Origin of the sequence: Niveispirillum cyanobacteriorum (assembly GCF_002868735.1) — a bacterium.
GTDB lineage: Bacteria > Pseudomonadota > Alphaproteobacteria > Azospirillales > Azospirillaceae > Niveispirillum > Niveispirillum cyanobacteriorum.
The window spans coordinates 14,397-32,683 of record NZ_CP025613.1; the positions used below are offsets into that span (position 1 = coordinate 14,397).

Consider the following 18,287-nt stretch of genomic DNA (forward strand, 5'->3'; position numbering starts at 1 on the left):
CACCATCCTGTTCTCCCGGCGCATGCCAAATATCGGGGATTATGAATGACCGCCCGCTCCTTCAACCGCCGCGCCCTGTTGATGGGGGGCAGCAGCACCTTGATGGCCGGCATGCTGGCCGGCTGCGCCACGGGGCCGGCCAAGCTCGCGATGACTCCTGCGCCCAAGGGCCCGGTCCTGACCCTGCCGCCCCTGCGGGCCAGCATCGACCGCATCACCCAGATCACCGTCTGCACCCGCCCCTTCCGGCCACAGGGGCCACGGATTGAACGGGTGGCGTTTGGGGACAAGGCGCTGGTCCATCATTACGGCCATGGGGGTGCGGGCTGGTCGCTATCCTGGGGGTCGGCGGCCATCGCCACCGATCTCGCCATGCAGACCGGCGCCCGCGATATCGCCGTCATCGGCTGCGGCGCGATCGGCCTGACCACGGCGTTACAGCTGCAACGCACAGGGGCGCGGGTCACCATCTATGCCAGGGATTTGCCGCCGGCCACCCGTTCTTCGCTGGCCACCGGCGTCTGGTCGCCGGAAAGCCGGCTTGCTTTGGAACAGCATGTGACCCCGGAATTCAAGGCGCAATGGGCCGGCATGGCACGGACCAGCTTTGACCGGTACCAGACGCTGCTGGGCCTGGCCGGCACGCCCATCGAATGGATCGACACGCATATACTGCTGTCCGGCAGCAATGGCGGCTCGACCCCGCCCGATGACCGCCCCGCCTTCGCCCATGGCATGACGCGGGAAATGGCGCCCGAACTGCGCGCGCCCCGTGTCACCTATGCCGCTGGTAATCATCCGTTCGGGGACCGGGAGGTGCTGACCATGTCGGGCCTGATGTTCAACATCGCAGCATATTCCGACTATCTTCTGTCGGGTTTCCTGTCGCTGGGCGGCAGGATCGAGGTGCGGGAATTCCATGCTGCTGCGGAACTGTCGGCCCTGCCGCAGAAGACCCTGGTCAACTGCACCGGCTATGGCGCTAAGGCCCTGTTCGGTGACGGCACATTGGTGCCCGTGCGCGGACAGCTGGCCCGCATGATCCCGGATGGTGATATCCGCTATGGCCTCTATTTCAACCAGACCTCCTTCGTGCCACGCCGTGACGGCTGGGTGTTCCAGGTCACAGGGGCGGATGAATATTACGGCTTCGGCATCGAAGACACGGCGCCCGACCGGGCCGAGGCCGAACGGGCCGTGACCACCATCGCGGGGCTGTTTGCAGGCGTGTGATGTCCCCACCAAACAATTGATCCCCGTCAACGACCGCCCCCCTGTCCCCGTGCAATAACCACCCCGTACCAAGGGGAAAATCATGGATTTCATGGTCTGGTCGCTGGCGGTGGCGATGTTCACGACAGGGATGCTGGGCGGGCTGTCGCATTGCGTGGGCATGTGCGGGCCGTTCGTGCTGGCCCAGGTCGGGGCCTGCGCTAATCTGCCGGGTCCTGTCCTGTTACGGGCGCGCGGATCGATGCTGCTACCCTATCATCTGGGCCGTATCACGACCTATGCTGGCCTGGGTGCCCTGGTGGCGGCGGGCGGCGGGGCGGTGACGCGGATGACGGGTGTCTCCTGGCTGCTGGCCTTCATCCTGGGACTGGCGGCCCTGCTGTTCCTGCGCCAGGGGCTGGTCGGCCTGTTCCCCCGGCTGGCGGGTGGTACGGGCGGTGGGCTGGCCATCGGGCTGGGGCAGCGTTTGACGGCCCCTCTGCGCCCGCTTTTCGCGCGTCCCATCGGCTTGAACGGCTATCTGCTGGGCTTGACCCTGGGCCTGCTGCCCTGCGGTCTGGTCTATGCGGGCCTTGCGTCGGCCATGGGCACGGGCGATCCGCTGGCGGGATTAATCATGATGGCGGCCTTCGGGGCGGGTACGGTTCCGGCCCTGTTGGCCATCGGCCTGCTGGGCGGAGCCGCCGCCCACCGCTGGCGCAGCACTGCCGCCCGCGTGACGCCCCTACTGATGCTGGTGAACGCCTTTCTGGTGGGGCGCATGGCCTGGCACATGCTCGGATGATGCGGAACCAACCGCGATGATCCGCATGAACAGGTCCACCACCTTCTGAATATGCTGTTCTATCTCCGCCGTGCCAGGGATGGGGCGCATGCCGGTGACGGTGCGATAGAACAGGTCGCTCTGCATCATCCCGCAGAAGGCATTGACCACGGCACCCACATCCGGGCATCGCACCACGCCACGTTCATGCAGATCGCCCAGATACCTGATCATGGCGGCCTGCAGCGGGTCCGGCCCGCAGCGGAAATAGATCTCCGGCAGGCGGGGGAACTTGATCCCCTCCCCCATCACCATCCGCCACAGCCCCTGTGCCTCCGGGTCCATCAGCACGCCCATCAGGCCGCGTGCGATGCGGGTCAGGGTTTCGCGCGGGCACTGGTCGGGCAGATGCGGGGCCGTCAGTGGCTCCATGATCTCCGCACAGCGCTGCGTCACCATGGCCTCGAACAACCCCTCCTTGCTGCCAAAAAGCTGGTAAAGTGTAGAGAGTGAACCGCCGGACCGGCGCACAATGGCGGAAAGACTGGCCCGTTCGAATCCCTGCTCGAAAAACACGGCGGCAGCGGCGTCGATCATGGCCTGACGGCGCGCGGCCATGCGGGGCGTATGGTCGGCGGCGTCGATATCAGCTTGGTTTTCTATGCTCATGGTCTGATCATCGCATTCGGGGTGCCGGTCCTGCAACGGGGCGTGATGGCCGTCACTTGAAAACTGTAATGTACGTTACATTATCCTGAGCGTCAGTATCGCTTAAGACTGGTTATCCTGCGTGGGGAAAACCAGTCCGGCGGCGACTGCCGTCGCGCGGCCCGTGCCGCGTAGCGCCCAAGCTGCGGATGCGGGGCCGGCGTTTGAGGACTTGTAAACAAGAGTGGGGGTATCATCATGGTGGGGCTTCGGGGCGCCGGGTTCATCCGGGGGCAGGGGGCGGTATTGACCGTCATCCTGCCATTGGTTCTGGCCGGTTGCGGGGCGAAGGAAGCGGAACAGGCGCAGGTGCGCCCCGTGCGTGTCGCCCCTGTCACCTTCAAGGACGCCCACGCCGCCCGTTCCTTCACGGGCACCATCGTGGCACGCACCGAGGTTCAGGCCGGCTTCCGCGTCGGGGGGCGCATCGCGGCCCGCATGGTGGAGGTGGGTGATCGGGTGAAGCCCGGCCAGACCCTGGCCCGCCTGGACCCGACCGACCTGGAACTGTCGCTGAAGGCCGCCGAGGCACGGCTGGCCCAGGCAGAGGCGCAGGCGGTACAGACCGCCGCCGACCTGAAGCGCTACACACCCCTTCTGGCCTCCGGCACTGTCTCCCAGGCACAGTTCGACCGGGTTAAGGCAGCATCCGATGCCGCCGCCGCACAGAAGCGGGAGGCATCATCCACTCTGTCCATCGCCCGCAATCAGCGGGCCTATGGGTCCCTGACCCTGGATCAGGGCGGGGTGATCACCGCCGTTCTGGCCGATGCCGGCCAAATGGTGGGCGATGGTCAGACGGTCCTGCGCATAGCCACCGACCTGGGCCGTGAAGTGGCCATTGATGTGGCGGAGGGCGACCTTGCCCGCCTGTCGGTGGGCGGTACCGCGAGTGTGGCGCTCTGGGCCGATGGCGATATCGCCCTTGCCGGCACCATTCGCGAAATCACGCCCGTGGCCGACCCGGCCAGCCGCACCTTCCGCTTGCGCGTCACCCTGCCCGCCGATGCGCCCGACGCCGTGCGCCTGGGCATGACGGCCCGCGTCAGCTTCCCCGAGGCTGATGCCGCCGCCCTGGCGCTGCTTCCCTCCTCTGCCCTGTTCCATCAGGGGGACAGGCCCGCCGTCTGGGTATTGGCGCCGTCCAAGGACCGGGTGCTGCTGCGCCCGGTGGAGGTCGCCGCCTTCCGCCCCGATGGCGTGGCTGTGAAGGCCGGGGTGAAGGAGGGTGAACTGGTGGTGACCGCCGGTGCCCACCGGCTGGATGCCAATCTGCCCGTGCGCGTCTGGGATGGGGGCCTGCCGTGAGCGGATTAAACCTTTCCGCCTGGGCCATCCGGCATCAGGCGCTTGTCCTGTTCATGATCATCATGTCCCTGGCCGTTGGCGCCTATTCGTTCGTGACCTTGGGCCGCGCCGAAGACCCGCAATTCGCCATCCGCACCATGGTGGTGACGGCGCAATGGCCGGGTTCCACCGCGCGCGAAATGCAGGAACAGGTCACCGACCGCATCGAACAGACCCTGCAGCAGGTGCCGAACTATCACTTCACCCGGTCCTATGCACGGCCAGGCGAAACGGTGATCTTCATCAACCTGCATGATTATACCCGCTCGGACACGCTGCCCGACATCTGGTATCAGGTGCGCAAGCGGGTGGGCGACATGGCCCACACCCTGCCCGCCGGCGTCATCGGCCCGCAATTCAACGATGAATTCGGCGATACGTTCGGCATCATCTATGCCTTCACGGGCGACGGGTTCAGCCAGACCGAGATGCGTCAGGTCCTGCTGGCCGCGCGCCAGCGCCTGCTGACTCTGCCCTCGATCGGCAAGGTCGATCTTCTCGGCGTGCAGGATGAAAAGATCTATGTAGAGTTCGATACGGGCCGCCTCGCCTCGCTCGGCGTGACGGTACAGCAGATCGGGCAGGCGCTCGCCGCGCAGAATGCCGTCAGCCCGACCGGCCTGATCGATACCGGCACCGACCGTATCCGCGTGCGCGTCACTGGTGCGTTGAAGACCGAGGAACTGGTGGCACAGGTGCCGATCCAGGCCGGCGGCCGTCTGCTGCGCCTGGGCGACATTGCGAATATCCGCCGCACGGCACAGGACCCGGCTGAAACCCTGATGCGCCATAATGGACAGCCGGTCACGGGTCTGGCCATCGCCATGGCCGCCGGCGGCGACATCCTGAAGCTGGGCGACGCCGTCAAGGCAGAGATGAAGACAATCCAGGCTGCCCTGCCGCAAGGCATCGACATCGCCCTGGTCGCCGATCAGCCGACCGTGGTCCGCAGCTCCATCGACGAATTCGCCAGCGCGCTGGCAGAGGCGCTTGGCATCGTTCTGGTCGTCACCTTCCTGTCGCTGGGCCTGCGCACCGGCATCGTGGTGGCGCTGTCAGTGCCGCTGGTGCTGGCCGTCACGTTTGGTGTGATGAAGATGGCGGGTATCGACCTGCACAAGATCTCCATCGGGGCCCTGATCATCGCGTTGGGCCTGCTGGTTGACGACGCCATCATCGCGGTGGAAATGATGATGGTGAAGCTGGAACAGGGCTGGGACCGGGCCAAGGCTGCGGCCTTCGCCTGGACCTCGACGGCCTTTCCCATGCTGTCGGGCACGCTGGTGACGGCGGCGGGCTTCGTGCCCGTGGGCTTTGCCCATTCGGCGGCGGGTGAATATACGGGTGCCATCTTCTGGGTGGTGGCAACAGCGCTGCTGGTTTCCTGGCTGGTGGCCGTCATCTTCACGCCCTATCTGGGCTATAAGATGCTGCCGCAGAACCTGGATGGCGGGCATGGCGAGGATCATAACGCCGCCTATCAGAAACCGCTTTACCGCCGCCTACGGGCCAGTCTGGTCTGGACTGTGCGCCACCGCTACATGGTGATCGCGGCCACGGTCGGGGCGTTCGTCCTGTCCATCGCTGGCTTCGGCCTTGTGCAGCAGCAATTCTTCCCCAATTCCGCCCGCCTGGAACTGGTGGTCGATCTGGAACTACCCGAGGGTACCTCCATCAATGTCACCCAGGCGCGCGTGAAGGAGCTGGAAGCCGTGTTCGCCCAGGATAAGGGCATCGCCAGCTACAGCGCCTTTGTCGGCAATGGCGCCCCACGCTTCTATCTGCCCCTGAACCAGGAGCTGAAGCGCCCCAATTTCGCGCAGTTTATTGTGGTGACCAAGTCGCTGGAACGGACCGTGGAGATGGCCCGTACCCTGCCCCATGATCTGGAAACCCGCTTCCCCGACGTGCGCACCCGCGTGGCACGGCTGGAAAACGGCCCGCCCGTGGGCTATCCGGTGCAGTTCCGCATCATGGGCCGCGACCCGGAAATGCTGCGCAGCATTGCTAGCGACCTGCGCGACCTGATGCGGGCCAATCCGCACACGGTCGATGTCAATCTCGACTGGACGGAGAAGCTGAAATCCGTACGGCTGGTGGTGGATCAGGACCGGGCACGCGCCCTGGGCGTCACCAGCCAGGATCTGTCCCTGGCCTTGCAGACGGTCATGACCGGCTACACCGCCACGCAGTACCGCGAAGGCATCGAACTGATTGATGTAGTGCTGCGCGCAGGTCAGGATGAACGGGTGGCGTCTGACCGTCTGGCCGAACTGCGCCTGCGCGGCCCCAACGGCCCCGTGCCGCTGTCACAGGTGGCGCGCCTGGAATATGGGTTGGAAGAGGCGATCCTCTGGACCCGGTCGCGTGACCTGACCCTGACCGTCCGCGCCGACCTGAAGGGCAATATCCAGGCCCCGACGGTGGTGGCACAGATCGAATCCGTCCTGGGCCCCCTGCGTGCCAAGTTGCCCACCGGCTACCGGATTGAGGTGGGTGGTGCGGTGGAGGAAAGCGCCAAGGGCCAGGCCTCCATCATGGCGGTCGTGCCCGTCATGCTCGTCCTGATGCTGACGGTGCTGATGGTACAGTTGCAAAGCTTCCAGCGCGTGATCCTGGTCTTCCTGACGGCCCCGCTGGGCCTGATCGGGGTGACCATCGCGCTGCTACTGTTCCAGCAACCGTTTGGCTTCGTGGCGCAGTTAGGCGTGATCGCGCTGGCCGGCATGATCATGCGTAACTCGGTGATCCTGGTCGATCAGATCGAACAGGATATCGCCGCCGGCCATGGCCGTTTCGACGCCATCGTCGATGCCACGGTCCGCCGCGCCCGCCCCATCGCGCTCACCGCCGCCGCCGCCGTGCTGGCCATGATCCCGCTGTCACGCTCCAGCTTCTGGGGGCCCATGGCCATCTCCATCATGGGCGGCCTGATCGTGGCCACGGCGCTGACCCTCTACTCCCTGCCGGCCATGTACGCCGCCTGGTTCCGCGTCCGCGCGGACGAAACGGGCCCGACATCGCCGGGTGGATGGGGTGGGGAGTGAGGAACCGCCTGAAACCGTCCCTCCGATAGCTATTTTCCTGCCTCCCCGACATGCGTCGGGGAGGCCACTTATTGATTTCAATTCGCTATATGGGATCGCCCTACGCTTCGCGCGTCCCCCTCTCCGCCTTTCCTGCCCAGGCCAGGATCGTCAGACCCCCGCAAACCGAGCCGATGAACAACACCCCTCCGAACGACCGGTGAGGGAGAAGCCAGATCAGCGGTAAACTGACCAGAAACCCAGTTGCCGCACCCACGGCAATATGACCACCAAAATTGTCAATCCATGTCCATCGTCGGGACGCAGCCCGACGCAGGAAATGACCGATAGCCAGGGTGGATGCGCTGATCAGCAGGCAGTAACCCACGGTCGATGCCAACATAAAGCACACCACCCTGAGCAGGTCATCCTCTGGATCCATGAAGCCAAGCGCTGCCAGCATGAACAGGGCGAGCATCGGCACCCCGATGGCACTGCCTGCCGTCAGGGCAATCAGTAAACGCCGCCAGGGCACCCTCACCTGAGCCACGGATGCACCGCCCGCCAATGCCGGGCAATATCCACGCGTCGCGCCACCCAGACCTTGTCATGCGCCATGACATGATCCAGGAACTTTTCCAGCCCCCGCACCCGCCCCGGCCGACCGATCAGCCTTGTGTGCAGCCCGACCGACATCATCTTAGGCGCCGTCTCGCCCTCCGCGTACAGCGCGTCAAAGGCATCGCGGGCATAGGTGAAGAAATCATCGCCCTGGTTAAAGCCCTGCGCCGTCCCGAACTTCATGTCATTGACGTCCAGCGTATAGGGGATGACCAGATGCGGCTCTCCCTGACCCGGATAGGTGCCGGGTGGCAGCCAGTAGGGCAGATCGTCATTATAGGCGTCGGCGTCGTAAAGAAACCCGCCCTCCTCCACCACCAGCCGCCGTGTGTTCGGCCCCAACCGGCCCGTGTACCAGCCTAACGGTCGCTCACCTGTCAGGTCGCGGATCGTGTCGATGGCCAGGCGCATATGCTCCCGCTCCACATCCTCCGGCACGTTCTGATAGTCGATCCAGCGCCAGCCATGTGAGGCGATCTCATGCCCAGCCTCCACCATGGCGCGGGCCGCATCAGGATGGCGGGCCAGCGCCATGGCGACAGCGTAGCAGGTGATCTTGATCCCATAGCGGTCAAACAGCCGCATCAACCGCCAGAACCCGGCCCGGCTGCCATATTCATACACGGATTCCACGGACAGGTTGCGCTGTCCCACCAGCGGCTGCGTCCCCACCACCTCCTGCAAATAGGCCTCCGATTGCCCATCCCCGTGCAGCAGGCAATTCTCCCCACCCTCCTCATAATTCATCACGATCTGCACCGCGATGCGGGCATCACCCGGCCAGCGTGGATGCGGCGGATGCGCACCATAGCCGATAAGGTCGCGGGGGTACGGGATGGTCATGCGCCAGAACCTCCTGATCCGTGGCCGGGGTCATTCATGGCGATGATGTCACCGATCGTTTCGCTTGCGCACAAAAAAATCCGTGGCACGATGGGACATGGCCGATGACACCGCACCCGTCCCTGTCCGCCCTACGCCCGCCCTGCTGAACAGCTTGGCCCATGCCGAGTTTGTGCATCTGTTGAGCGGGATATGGGAGGACAGCCCCTGGGTGGCGGAAGCGGCGTTTGAGGCGCGGCCCTTCGCCGACATTGTTGCACTGCACCATGCCATGATACGGGCCGTGCGCGATGCCGGACACCCGGCGCAACTGGCCCTGCTGCGCGCCCATCCCGATCTGGCTGGCAAGCTGGCGCGCGGCGGCGGCCTGACGGCGCACAGCACCGCAGAACAGGCGGGTTTAGGCTTGGACAGGCTCAGCGATGAAGAGTTCGACTGGTTCGACCGGCATAACAGCGCCTATCGCGACCGTTTTGGATTTCCCTTCATCATCGCGGTGAAGGAGAATACCAGGGACAGCATCAAGGCTGCCCTGGCAACCCGGCTGGACAATGATCCCGCCGTGGAAATGAAAACAGCATTGGGAGAAGTCGCCAAAATAGCCAAATTCCGCCTGGAGGGGCTTTTTGGGACATGAGTGATGATGGTTTGGCAGCACTTGCTGCCCAGGTTGCGCGCGACCTGACCCTGCTGGATTATCCCGCCCGGCCCTGGGTGCCGGCGCGCACCCATGCCGACGGCCACGTTTATGACGTGGTGATCGTCGGTGGCGGACAGGCGGGGCTGGCGACCGCCTTCGGCCTGATGCGGGAAAAGGTCGGCAATATCCTGGTGGTCGACCGCAACAAGGCCGGCCAGGAAGGGCCCTGGGTGACCTTTGCCCGCATGATCACCCTGCGCACACCCAAGCACCTGACCGGCCCCGATTTGGGCGTGCCCAGCCTGACGCCGCGCGCCTGGTATGAGGCGCGGTTTGGCACGGACGCCTGGGCCAGCTTGGGCAAGGTGCCCAAGGGGGTCTGGCAGGAATACCTGTCCTGGTATCGCCAGACCCTGAACATCCCTGTGCGTAACGAATATGACCTCACGCGGGTGGAGCCAGAGGATGATACCGGCATCCTGCGCCTGACTGTTGACACGCCGAATGGGGAAAAACTGCTGCTGACCCGCAAGCTGGTATTGGCCACCGGCATTGACGGGGCCGGGCGCTGGCATGTGCCGGATTTCATCCGCGGCGTGGTTCCCGAAAGCCGCTATGCCCACACATCGGAATTTATCGACTTCACCCAGTTGCAGGGCAAACGCATCGGCGTGCTGGGCGCCGGCGCATCCGCCTTCGACAATGCCGGCACGGCCCTTGAATCGGGCGTCGCCTCGGTCGATCTATGCCTGCGCCGGCCCGACCTGCCGCGCGTGAACCCCTATCGCTGGATGGAGTTCTCCGGCTTCTTGGGCCATTTCGCGGCGATGGGGGACCTCAACCGCTGGCGCTACATGCGCCATATCTTCGACCTGAACCAGCCGCCGCCCCAGGACACGTTCCACCGCTGCGCCATGCACCCCAACTTCGCCTTCCACACATCCTGCCCCTGGGAATGGCTGCGAATGGAAGGCGACGAAATCCATGTCGGCACGCCCAAGGGCGTGATGATCTTCGATTTCCTGGTGGTGGGCACCGGCTTTATTGTGGAGGCGGCGTTCCGGCCCGAAGTGGCGGCCTTTGCCAAGGATATTGCCACCTGGGCAGACCGTTTCACGCCGCCGAAGGGAGAGGGCAACCCCCTGCTGATCCGCTATCCCTATTTGGGTGACGCGTTTCAGTTTACCGAGCGCGTGCCCGGCTGTGCCCCGCATCTGGCCAACATCCACAATTTCACCTTCGGCGCTACGCTTTCGATGGGCCTGTCGGGTGCATCGATCAGCGGCATGAAATACGGGGTGCAGCGCCTGGTACAGGGGATCATACGCGACCTGTGGCTGGCTGATCAGGACCATTTCCTGGAAGACCTGAAGGCCTACGACCAACCCGAACTGGTGAGCACGACATGGCCCGCCTGAGCACCCATGTCCTGGACACAAGCACAGGCCGCCCCGCCGCCGGGTTAAAACTGGAGCTGTTTTATCTGGAAGGCGGGCAGCGCGCCCTGATCAGGACGGAATGGACCAACCAGGATGGCCGCACCGACAGCCCCCTGCTGTCGGGCCATGCCATCCCCATCGGCACCTACGAACTGTTGTTCCAGGCCGGCGATTATTTCCGCAGCCTGGGCGTCCCACTTGCCGACCCGCCCTTCCTCGACGAAATCCCCTTGCGCTTTGCCATCGCCGAGGCCCAGGGCCATTACCACGTCCCCCTGTTGCTCAGCCCCTGGAGCTATTCAACCTATAGGGGGAGTTGAGGGGAGGTTGTGGCGTCGCCGATCAGCCCCCGCGTCCAGAGCCGTCACGTGCAAAGCGCGGAGCAGATCAAAGCAATTTTATCGATAAATATCCTTCGATTTATCTCATATTAATATATAATGCCTCGCTAGGATCTCAATCCGGGGGGCAAATATGAGTACTTCTAACGACGATGATAACTCCTACTACGATGAGATCGAGCAAAATACAAAACCCGCCAGGATAAATTTTCGTGTGATTATAATTGCACTCATTCCCGTTATTCTTGTATTCCTCTTCGCATCCAGTATCCTCTCAAATCACCGCACGTATAAGCTGAATAAGTCTTTGTTCAAGCGGGGAGAAATAATAGAGGCGCTTTATCTAGGAAACGCCGACAGGCTTAAGAATCAGATAGGGCTGATGCTCTACAGCAGAGGAATGTTGGAAACGATCGACGCACATACACGAATGTCGGGTGATCCGCGCTGCCGTAACATGGTTCACGCCATGGAGGCGGAAGGCCTGTTTATCGGTGCCATACTGACCGGCCTGGTCGGGAGCATTGAGGTCTTCATGAAAGGAGGGCCGGATATGGCCGATGTGATGAACGCCACATCGATCACGATCATGCACACACATGGTGCCGATGATGCACGTACGCTGATGGACCCGCTGGGCCCCTTCGGCTGCGACAGCGAGGTCACACACCGGGTGCTGGCCGGCATCCGCGGCGAAAACGCCGCGGGCACACACGACTGACCAATAGCTCGGCTGGATAACGGCTTCGCCGTACCGGCGGCGCGGCGGCGGCGGTCGGTCGCCGCCGGGACTGATTATGGCGAACCAAAACAGCTCACGCCGCAAACCGATCCAGCAGCCGTCCACCTAGCTGCAGCTTCTCGCCGTCATCCAGCACGAACGCGATGCCGTTCTGCGCGCCATCGCGCGTCTTCACGCGGAACGGCAGCGTGCCGTCCATCCCCGGCACCGACAGCCGCCCTTCTGCCCCCTCGGTCAGCGCCAAGCCATCAACCAGCGCGCCGCCGGCGGAAATGTTCAACATCCGGCCCTGACGGCGTTCGCCCGCCACCTCGACCGACACCTCCAGGTCAACATTGTGCCGCTCCCCGTGCCGGCGGTCGACATCGACGGTGGCGGTGCGCACCACGCGGACCAGGGTCTGGCGCAGGTCGCTGACCGATCCCACGATACGCATGGCCACTTCACGCATCGCCGCCGCCTTTTCGCCGGTGCTGCCGGCTTCCTGTGACACGGTGTCGATGCGGGTCGCCACCTCCTGGGCGGCTTCCGCCGTTTCGGTGACATTGCGAGAGATTTCGCTGGTGGCGGCGGCCTGCTCCTCCATGGCCTCCGCAATGCCTGCCGACACCTCATCCATGGCGCGGATGGCGTCGGCAATGCCTTCCACGGCCATCACCGCCTCGGCGGTGACATTCTGGATCAGCAGTATCTTCGCCGTGATCTCTTCCGTTGACCGCGTGGTCTGCGTCGCCAGGTTCTTCACTTCTGACGCCACAACGGCAAATCCCTTGCCAGCATCACCGGCCCGTGCGGCCTCGATGGTGGCGTTGAGTGCCAGAAGGTTGGTCTGTTCGGCGATATCGCGGATCAGGTTGGCCACCCCGCCAATCTGATCCACCACTTCCGACAGGCTGTCGATGGTGCCGCGCGTGGCCCGGCTGCGCTCCACAGCCTGCCCTGACAGGCTGGTGGCATGCGCCACCTGGGCGCTGATCTCGTTGATTGACGCGGTCAGTTCCTCGGTGGCACCCGCCACCGCCTGGGCATTGGCCAGGGCATGCATGGCCGCCGTCGCCACATCGGTGGCACTGTCACGCACCTGCGCGGCACTGTCGGCCATGGCGGCGGCGGCGGCGTCCATGTCCTTGGTTTCCACGGCAATGCCATCCACGCTGGCCCGACTCTCCGCCTCCACCGTTTCGGCCATATGGCGCAGGGCGGTACGGCGATGCTGCTCCGCCGCCGTCTCCTTGACCTGCTGCTCTTCGCGCAGGCGGGCGGCATCGGCGGCACTGTCGCGCAACGCCTCAATGGCGTGCGCCATATCGGCCAACTCGTCATGCCGGTCGGCCATGGCCGGTACCGCCACCTTCAGGTCCCCGCGACCGATCCGGGTCAACGCCCCTGTCAGCCCGATCAGCGGCATGACGACATTGCCACGCAGCGCCAGCAGCACCACAACCGCAATGGCCACCCCAACCCCAGCCAGCGCCAGGATCAGCCATGTCAGCTTGGCCGCTATGGCATCGGCAGCGGCAAGTTCCGTCTGCATCTTCTGCTTGGCGGCCTCGGCCACCTTGCGCACATCCTCCGCCACGGCGTCCAGTTCGGCGGACATGCCATCGGTTTCGCCGACAAAGGCGCCCATCAGCATGTTGCCCACCTCCGGCCCGCTATTGACATAGGCCTTCGCCATGGCCGTCCCCTTGGTGTAGAAGTTCGCGACGAACCCCTCCACCCGGCCCAGCGCCGCCTCGACCTCGGTCAATCCCATGCCCGCCGCATGTTTGCGTGCCGCACTCATGTTGCGCAGCAAGTCGTTGCGGGCCTTCTCCGCCTCCTCGAAGCCGGCATCCAGCCCTTCTAGCCCACGCGTGGCCGACACGTCGGTCAGCCACAGCTGCACGCGCATCACATCGCCGCGAATATCCTTCACCATGGTGACCAGCGTCAGTGCCTGATCGGCGGCCCGTTCAGCGGCCTGTTTGGCGACCGCCACCTGGGCGCGCTGCTGGCTGGCCCCGACGGCCATGACGACCGCCGCAATCAGCAGCAGCGCCAGGATGGCCAAGTTGGCCAGCAGGATCTTCATGGAGAGGTTGAGACGCATTGATAAGGCCCCTTGGCATACCGGTTCGTGAGGCTTGGTTGGTTAAGAGGGAGGTAACATAAGCGTCTCATGATTGAAACAGCCGCTGCCGATTGCGCCGGGGAAGGGTGCCATCCGCTGGCGTCGGGGATAAATGCCCCCTCGACCAAGCCTTGCCGACCGCGTAACGTCCGCGTCCAAGTCCGGTAGCAAACCGGGCACCGGGAGGGTTCAAGCGGGCGACCATGCGGACTTTGGGTCTCAAGGCCAAGATCGGCTATGCCGTGGGCGATTTCGGCCTCAACCTTTATTGGCAGTCGCTGCTGCTGTTCATTCTGTTTTTTCAGATGGATGCGCTGGGCCTGTCGGCCGTGGATGCCGGCCTGTCCTATCTGATTGCATCCGTCTGGGATGCGGGCATGGACCCGCTGATGGGCGTTATTTCCGACCGTACACGCACCCGGCTGGGCCGCTATCGGCCCTTCATCCTGTTCGGCACGGTGCCGCTGGCCTTCGCCTTCTGGCTCTGCTTTTCACCGCCCGCCTTCCTGGTGGCGGGATCGGCGGGGATGATGCTGTTCGCGACCGCTACGCACATGCTGCTACGCACCTGCTATGCGGTGGTGGCCATCCCCTATTCCTCGCTGACCGCCGCCATGACGCGCGACAGCGATGAACGGGCCAGCCTGACGGGCTGGCGTATGCTGTTGGCGTTTGCCGGCTCTACTTCCGTCTCGGCCTTGCTGCCGCTGCTGGCCGGCTGGTTCGACAGCTACAGCCAGGCGGCGGCCTGTATCGGCGCCCTGGCCGTACTGGCCCATGTCGCCTGCGCCCTGTCGGTGCGTGAACTGCCGGCGCCCGCGACGGCGGCGGAACCGGCGCATCTGGGCCTTCGCGCCGATCTGGGGGGCTTTATCCGCGGCGTGCTGCGCAACGGGCCGCTGCTGCGGCTGCTGGCGGCCACGGTGGCGCTGCACCTGTCGCTGGGCCTGCTGATGCGCAATGTGCCCTTCCTGCTGAAATATGATCTGGGCGGCGACGCCACCCTGACGGCCCAGGCCCTGACATGGTTTTCCGCCGCTGGCATCGCAGCCGTACCGGCCTGGGTCTGGGTGGCGCGCTCCTGGTCCAAGGGCATCTCCTGGCAGGTGGGCAGCGCCATGGTCATCGCGGGCGGCATCGCCCTGGCCTTCACCCCGCCGGGCAGCCTCTGGCTGACAATCATCTGGCTGACCCTGATCTTTTTCGGCCATGCAGCGCATGCGGTAGCGATGTGGTCCATGCTGCCAGACGCCGTGGACTACGCCCATTGGCGCCACCGCCGCCGGGACGAGGCCAAGGTCTATGGCCTGGCCTCGCTGATCTTGAAGCTGGCTTTGGGCGGCTCCGCCTTTCTGGGCGGGCTGGCGCTTGACGGTGTCGGCTATGTACCGGGCGGCGTACAGGCCGAAGGCACCCTGACGGGCTTCCGCCTGCTGGCCGGCCTCGCCCCCGTTCTGGGTCTGGGCCTGTCGATGCTGGCGGTCGCCGGCTACAGCCTGAACGCCGAACGGCATGGCCGGATACAGACTTTCCTGGGACGCCGGGCGGATCGCGCCGGCCCGATGGCCCCTTGATCCTTATGCCCGGATCGCCACGGCCAGCCTGTCCCACGTGGCCGGTGCGACGGACCGGAGTTGCGCGCCAAGCCGTGCCACCGTCTCCATATCCCCTTCGCGCAGGGCCTGTTCCATATCCCGGCCCAACCGAACCAGCGCCTTGCAGCCGAATCCGCCCGAGGTGCTGATCATGTCATGGACATCACGGCCCAGAGCCGCTTTGTCCATCGCCTCTAACGCCTTGCCGATGCGGTCCAGACGGGCGCGGGAATTATCCAGGAACTGACCAAGCAGCCGTTCAAACGCCGCAGCACCCATCATCTCTCGCAACTGCCGCACCGTCGTCAGGTCCAGGTCGCTGGCCTCCACCGTCACTGCCGGTTCCGCCAGGGCGGCGGCGGCCCCCGCCGCACGGCGGCGATCAAGCCAGGCCCGCACCTTGGCCAGGAATTCCTGATATTCCACGGGCTTGGAGATGTAATCATCCATGCCCGCCGCGCGGTATTCGGCCTCCACACCCGTCATGGCATTGGCCGTCATGGCGATGATGGGGATGCCGCCGCGTGGCCCGCCCAGGGCACGGATGCGGCGCGTGGCCTCCAGCCCGTCAACGACGGGCATCTGTACATCCATCAGCACCAGATCGTAATCCCGCGCCTCCAGCGCCGCCACCGCCTCCCCGCCATGGTTGGCGATATCGACACGGTGGCCCGCCCCGGTCAGCATATGCAGCGCCACCTGCTGGTTCACATAATTATCCTCGGCCAGAAGGATGCGCGCCCCTTCACCGGCCAGCGCCACAACGGCGCCGGTGGGCGGCGCTGGCACCGGCTTCTCGGCAACCGTCACAGGCTGCCCACCGCGCAGCACCGCGATCAGGTCCTGGCGCAGCACAGGCTTGTCCAGCGTGGCATTGATGGCCGCCGGCCCCGCCGCCACCCCCGTCATGGACCGCAGCATGATCAGCCGCGCCCGCGGCAACATCCCGCGCAGCCGCTGCGCCACGCCGGCCCCGGCTTCCGCCACCACACCTAAGTCCAGCAGCACGATGTCGGGCGACAGCAGGCCCGCCGCGATCTCCGCCATCCCGTCGTCGGTTTCCTCCACCCGTACCCGCAGGCCCAGGCGCGACAATTCACGGGCCAGCGGCGCCCGCACGATCCCTTCCGGCACCAGCAGCAGGGCCAGTTTCCCGGCCAGATCGGGCAGCGGGGCCGGATGCACCGCCGCCTCTTCCGCTGCCGTCAGCGCGATGGTGAACCAGAAGGTCGACCCCGCCCCGACAGTACTTTCCACCCCGATGCGCCCGCCCAGCAAACCTACCGTCTCCCGGCAGATGGCCAGACCCAGGCCGGTGCCACCAAAGCGCCGGCTGACGGAACTGTCGGCCTGGACGAATTTCTCGAACAGCCGGTTGACGGCATCGGGCGGAATGCCGATGCCGGTATCGATGACCTGCGTATCCAGGGTCAGGACTCCGCCTGCCCCTTCATGCACCGCGACGCTGACCGTGACGCCGCCCTTGGCCGTGAACTTGATGGCATTGCCAATCAGGTTAAGCACCACCTGCCGGATGCGGGTGGGGTCGCTGACGGCGGTGCGCCGGGCCGATGGATCGATATCCAGGACCAGTTCGATCCCATGCTCGGCGGCCTTGGGCGCCATCAGCAGGGCCGTCTCCTCAAACAGCTTGGCCACATCGAATTCGATATGTTCAAGCGTGACCTGATTGGCCTCCAGCTTGGAAATATCCAGGATGTCGTTCAGCAGGCTTAGTAGCAGCTTGGCCGATGACCCGACCAGTTCCGCCGAATGCCGCTGTTCGGGCGTCAGAGCCGTGGTCAGCAGCAAAGTATTCATACCGATGATCCCATTCATCGGCGTGCGCAGCTCATGGCTCATATTGGCCAGGAATTCGGACTTGGCGCGGTTGGCCGCCTCCGCCTGATCCTTGGCGCGGGTCAGTTCCACCTGCGCCTGGGTCAACTCGCGGTTGGTCTTTTCCAGGGCGTCGGCCAGGGCCGCCCGCGCCTCCACCAGCCTTTTGTCCTCATGCGCGCGTTCCAGTTCCCGCTCCTTAGCGCGGAACTCCATGGAAATGCGCAGATTTTCCTCATGCAGCAGCTTGCGGCGCAGCAGAGCGCGGATGCGCGCCTTGATAATCTCGATATCGTTGGCCTTGGTAACGTAATCATCGGCCCCGGCCTCCAGCCCGCGCATCAGGTCGGTCTTGCTGTCGCTGGCGGTCAGCATAACGATCTGGAACAGTTCCTCACGCCGCCGCCGCACGCCGTCCAGGCGACCGCACAGCTCCACCCCGTCGATCTCGGGCATGTTCAGATCGACGATAATGCAGTCGAAACTTTCCGTTTCCGCCCGTTCCAGGGCATCCTTGCCCGAAAGAAGCGGAACGACATCATGCCCCTCCTCCTCCAGAATCCCGCGCAGGAACTCCAGGAAGGTGGGGCTGTCATCGACGATCATCAGACGGCATTGCCGCAGCGCCTGGGCCGAGGCATGGAAATCGGCCCTCGGCCGGCGTTTCAGCAGGGCATTGATACGGGCCGGCAGCAGGTCACTGTCGGCGGATTTCGGTACATAGGCGTCGGCACCGCTTTCGATGCCCCGGAACTCCGCCTCCGCCGTCACCTCATCGGTCAGCATGATGATGGGAAGCTGGCGCGTGCGGACATTAAGACGGACACGGCGGATAAACTCATCCCCGCTCATGCGCGGCAAATGGTAATCGACCAGCAGCGCATCCGGCAGGGCGCCGTTCAGCTTTTCAAGCGCATCCTCGGCTGTGGCGCAGACTTCCGCGGTCCAGCCTTGGGCGGCCAGCGTGATTTCCATCTGCAATGCCTGTGTGGGGCTGTCCTCCACGATCAGCAGATGTGGCGCCTCTGTGCTCATCC

General features: G+C 64.7%; 14 protein-coding genes. 9 read left to right on the top strand and 5 right to left on the bottom strand.

What is annotated here, in order from left to right:
- The first annotated feature begins 45 nt into the window (after positions 1–45).
- A complete protein-coding gene (locus tag C0V82_RS21235) occupies positions 46–1,233 on the top strand; it encodes an NAD(P)/FAD-dependent oxidoreductase (protein WP_102114475.1) in 1,188 nt (395 codons plus the stop codon).
- Between the two features lie 82 nt (positions 1,234–1,315).
- Positions 1,316–2,017, top strand: coding sequence for a sulfite exporter TauE/SafE family protein (locus tag C0V82_RS21240; protein ID WP_102114476.1), 702 nt, complete (start codon positions 1,316–1,318; stop codon positions 2,015–2,017).
- On the opposite strand, the gene C0V82_RS21245 is transcribed toward C0V82_RS21240, so the two are convergent.
- Positions 1,958–2,665: a TetR/AcrR family transcriptional regulator gene (locus C0V82_RS21245; protein WP_102114477.1), complete on the bottom strand. Its 708-nt coding sequence runs from the start codon at positions 2,663–2,665 to the stop codon at positions 1,958–1,960. The genes C0V82_RS21240 and C0V82_RS21245 overlap by 60 nt on opposite strands.
- Before the next feature lie 237 nt (positions 2,666–2,902).
- On the opposite strand from C0V82_RS21245, the gene C0V82_RS21250 reads away from it, so the two are divergent.
- Both C0V82_RS21250 and C0V82_RS21255 read left to right on the top strand, forming a co-directional pair.
- Complete coding sequence (locus C0V82_RS21250; RefSeq protein ID WP_102114478.1) at positions 2,903–4,012, top strand: efflux RND transporter periplasmic adaptor subunit; 1,110 nt, start codon at positions 2,903–2,905, stop codon at positions 4,010–4,012.
- Positions 4,009–7,098: an efflux RND transporter permease subunit gene (locus C0V82_RS21255; RefSeq protein WP_102114479.1), complete on the top strand. Its 3,090-nt coding sequence runs from the start codon at positions 4,009–4,011 to the stop codon at positions 7,096–7,098. The genes C0V82_RS21250 and C0V82_RS21255 overlap by 4 nt, the downstream gene beginning before the upstream one ends.
- Positions 7,099–7,198: 100 nt before the next feature.
- On the opposite strand, the gene C0V82_RS21260 is transcribed toward C0V82_RS21255, so the two are convergent.
- Together C0V82_RS21260 and puuE are read right to left on the bottom strand one after the other, a co-directional pair.
- On the bottom strand, positions 7,199–7,555 hold the full coding sequence (locus tag C0V82_RS21260) for a hypothetical protein (protein ID WP_158660110.1): 357 nt from the start codon (positions 7,553–7,555) through the stop codon (positions 7,199–7,201).
- Between the two features lie 59 nt (positions 7,556–7,614).
- Positions 7,615–8,541 carry an allantoinase PuuE gene (gene puuE / locus C0V82_RS21265; RefSeq protein ID WP_102114481.1) on the bottom strand — a complete coding sequence of 309 codons (927 nt, stop codon included), beginning with the start codon at positions 8,539–8,541 and terminating at the stop codon, positions 7,615–7,617.
- A 97-nt stretch (positions 8,542–8,638) separates the two neighbouring features.
- Between puuE and uraD the strand changes: the two genes are divergently transcribed.
- The 4 genes from uraD (at position 8,639) to C0V82_RS27100 (ending at position 11,682) form a co-directional block, all read left to right on the top strand.
- The gene (gene uraD / locus C0V82_RS21270) at positions 8,639–9,178 is read left to right on the top strand and encodes a 2-oxo-4-hydroxy-4-carboxy-5-ureidoimidazoline decarboxylase (protein WP_102114482.1); all 540 of its coding nucleotides are present in this window, start codon (positions 8,639–8,641) and stop codon (positions 9,176–9,178) included.
- Entirely contained in the window at positions 9,175–10,599 is a 1,425-nt protein-coding gene (locus C0V82_RS21275; RefSeq protein ID WP_102114483.1) for an NAD(P)-binding domain-containing protein, read from the top strand. The genes uraD and C0V82_RS21275 overlap by 4 nt, the downstream gene beginning before the upstream one ends.
- Positions 10,587–10,940 (top strand): hydroxyisourate hydrolase, encoded by a 354-nt coding sequence (gene uraH / locus C0V82_RS21280; RefSeq protein WP_102114484.1) that lies wholly within the window; start codon positions 10,587–10,589, stop codon positions 10,938–10,940. The genes C0V82_RS21275 and uraH overlap by 13 nt, the downstream gene beginning before the upstream one ends.
- 154 nt (positions 10,941–11,094) lie before the next feature.
- Positions 11,095–11,682: a hypothetical protein gene (locus C0V82_RS27100; protein WP_158660111.1), complete on the top strand. Its 588-nt coding sequence runs from the start codon at positions 11,095–11,097 to the stop codon at positions 11,680–11,682.
- 94 nt (positions 11,683–11,776) lie between these two features.
- Here C0V82_RS27100 and C0V82_RS21290 read toward each other — a convergent pair whose 3' ends face one another.
- Positions 11,777–13,795: a methyl-accepting chemotaxis protein gene (locus C0V82_RS21290; RefSeq protein ID WP_102114486.1), complete on the bottom strand. Its 2,019-nt coding sequence runs from the start codon at positions 13,793–13,795 to the stop codon at positions 11,777–11,779.
- A 224-nt stretch (positions 13,796–14,019) separates the two neighbouring features.
- Between C0V82_RS21290 and C0V82_RS21295 the strand changes: the two genes are divergently transcribed.
- Positions 14,020–15,390: an MFS transporter gene (locus C0V82_RS21295; protein ID WP_102114487.1), complete on the top strand. Its 1,371-nt coding sequence runs from the start codon at positions 14,020–14,022 to the stop codon at positions 15,388–15,390.
- Positions 15,391–15,393: 3 nt separating this feature from the next.
- Here C0V82_RS21295 and C0V82_RS21300 read toward each other — a convergent pair whose 3' ends face one another.
- Positions 15,394–18,285, bottom strand: coding sequence for a response regulator (locus tag C0V82_RS21300; protein WP_102114488.1), 2,892 nt, complete (start codon positions 18,283–18,285; stop codon positions 15,394–15,396).
- Positions 18,286–18,287: the final 2 nt, after the last annotated feature.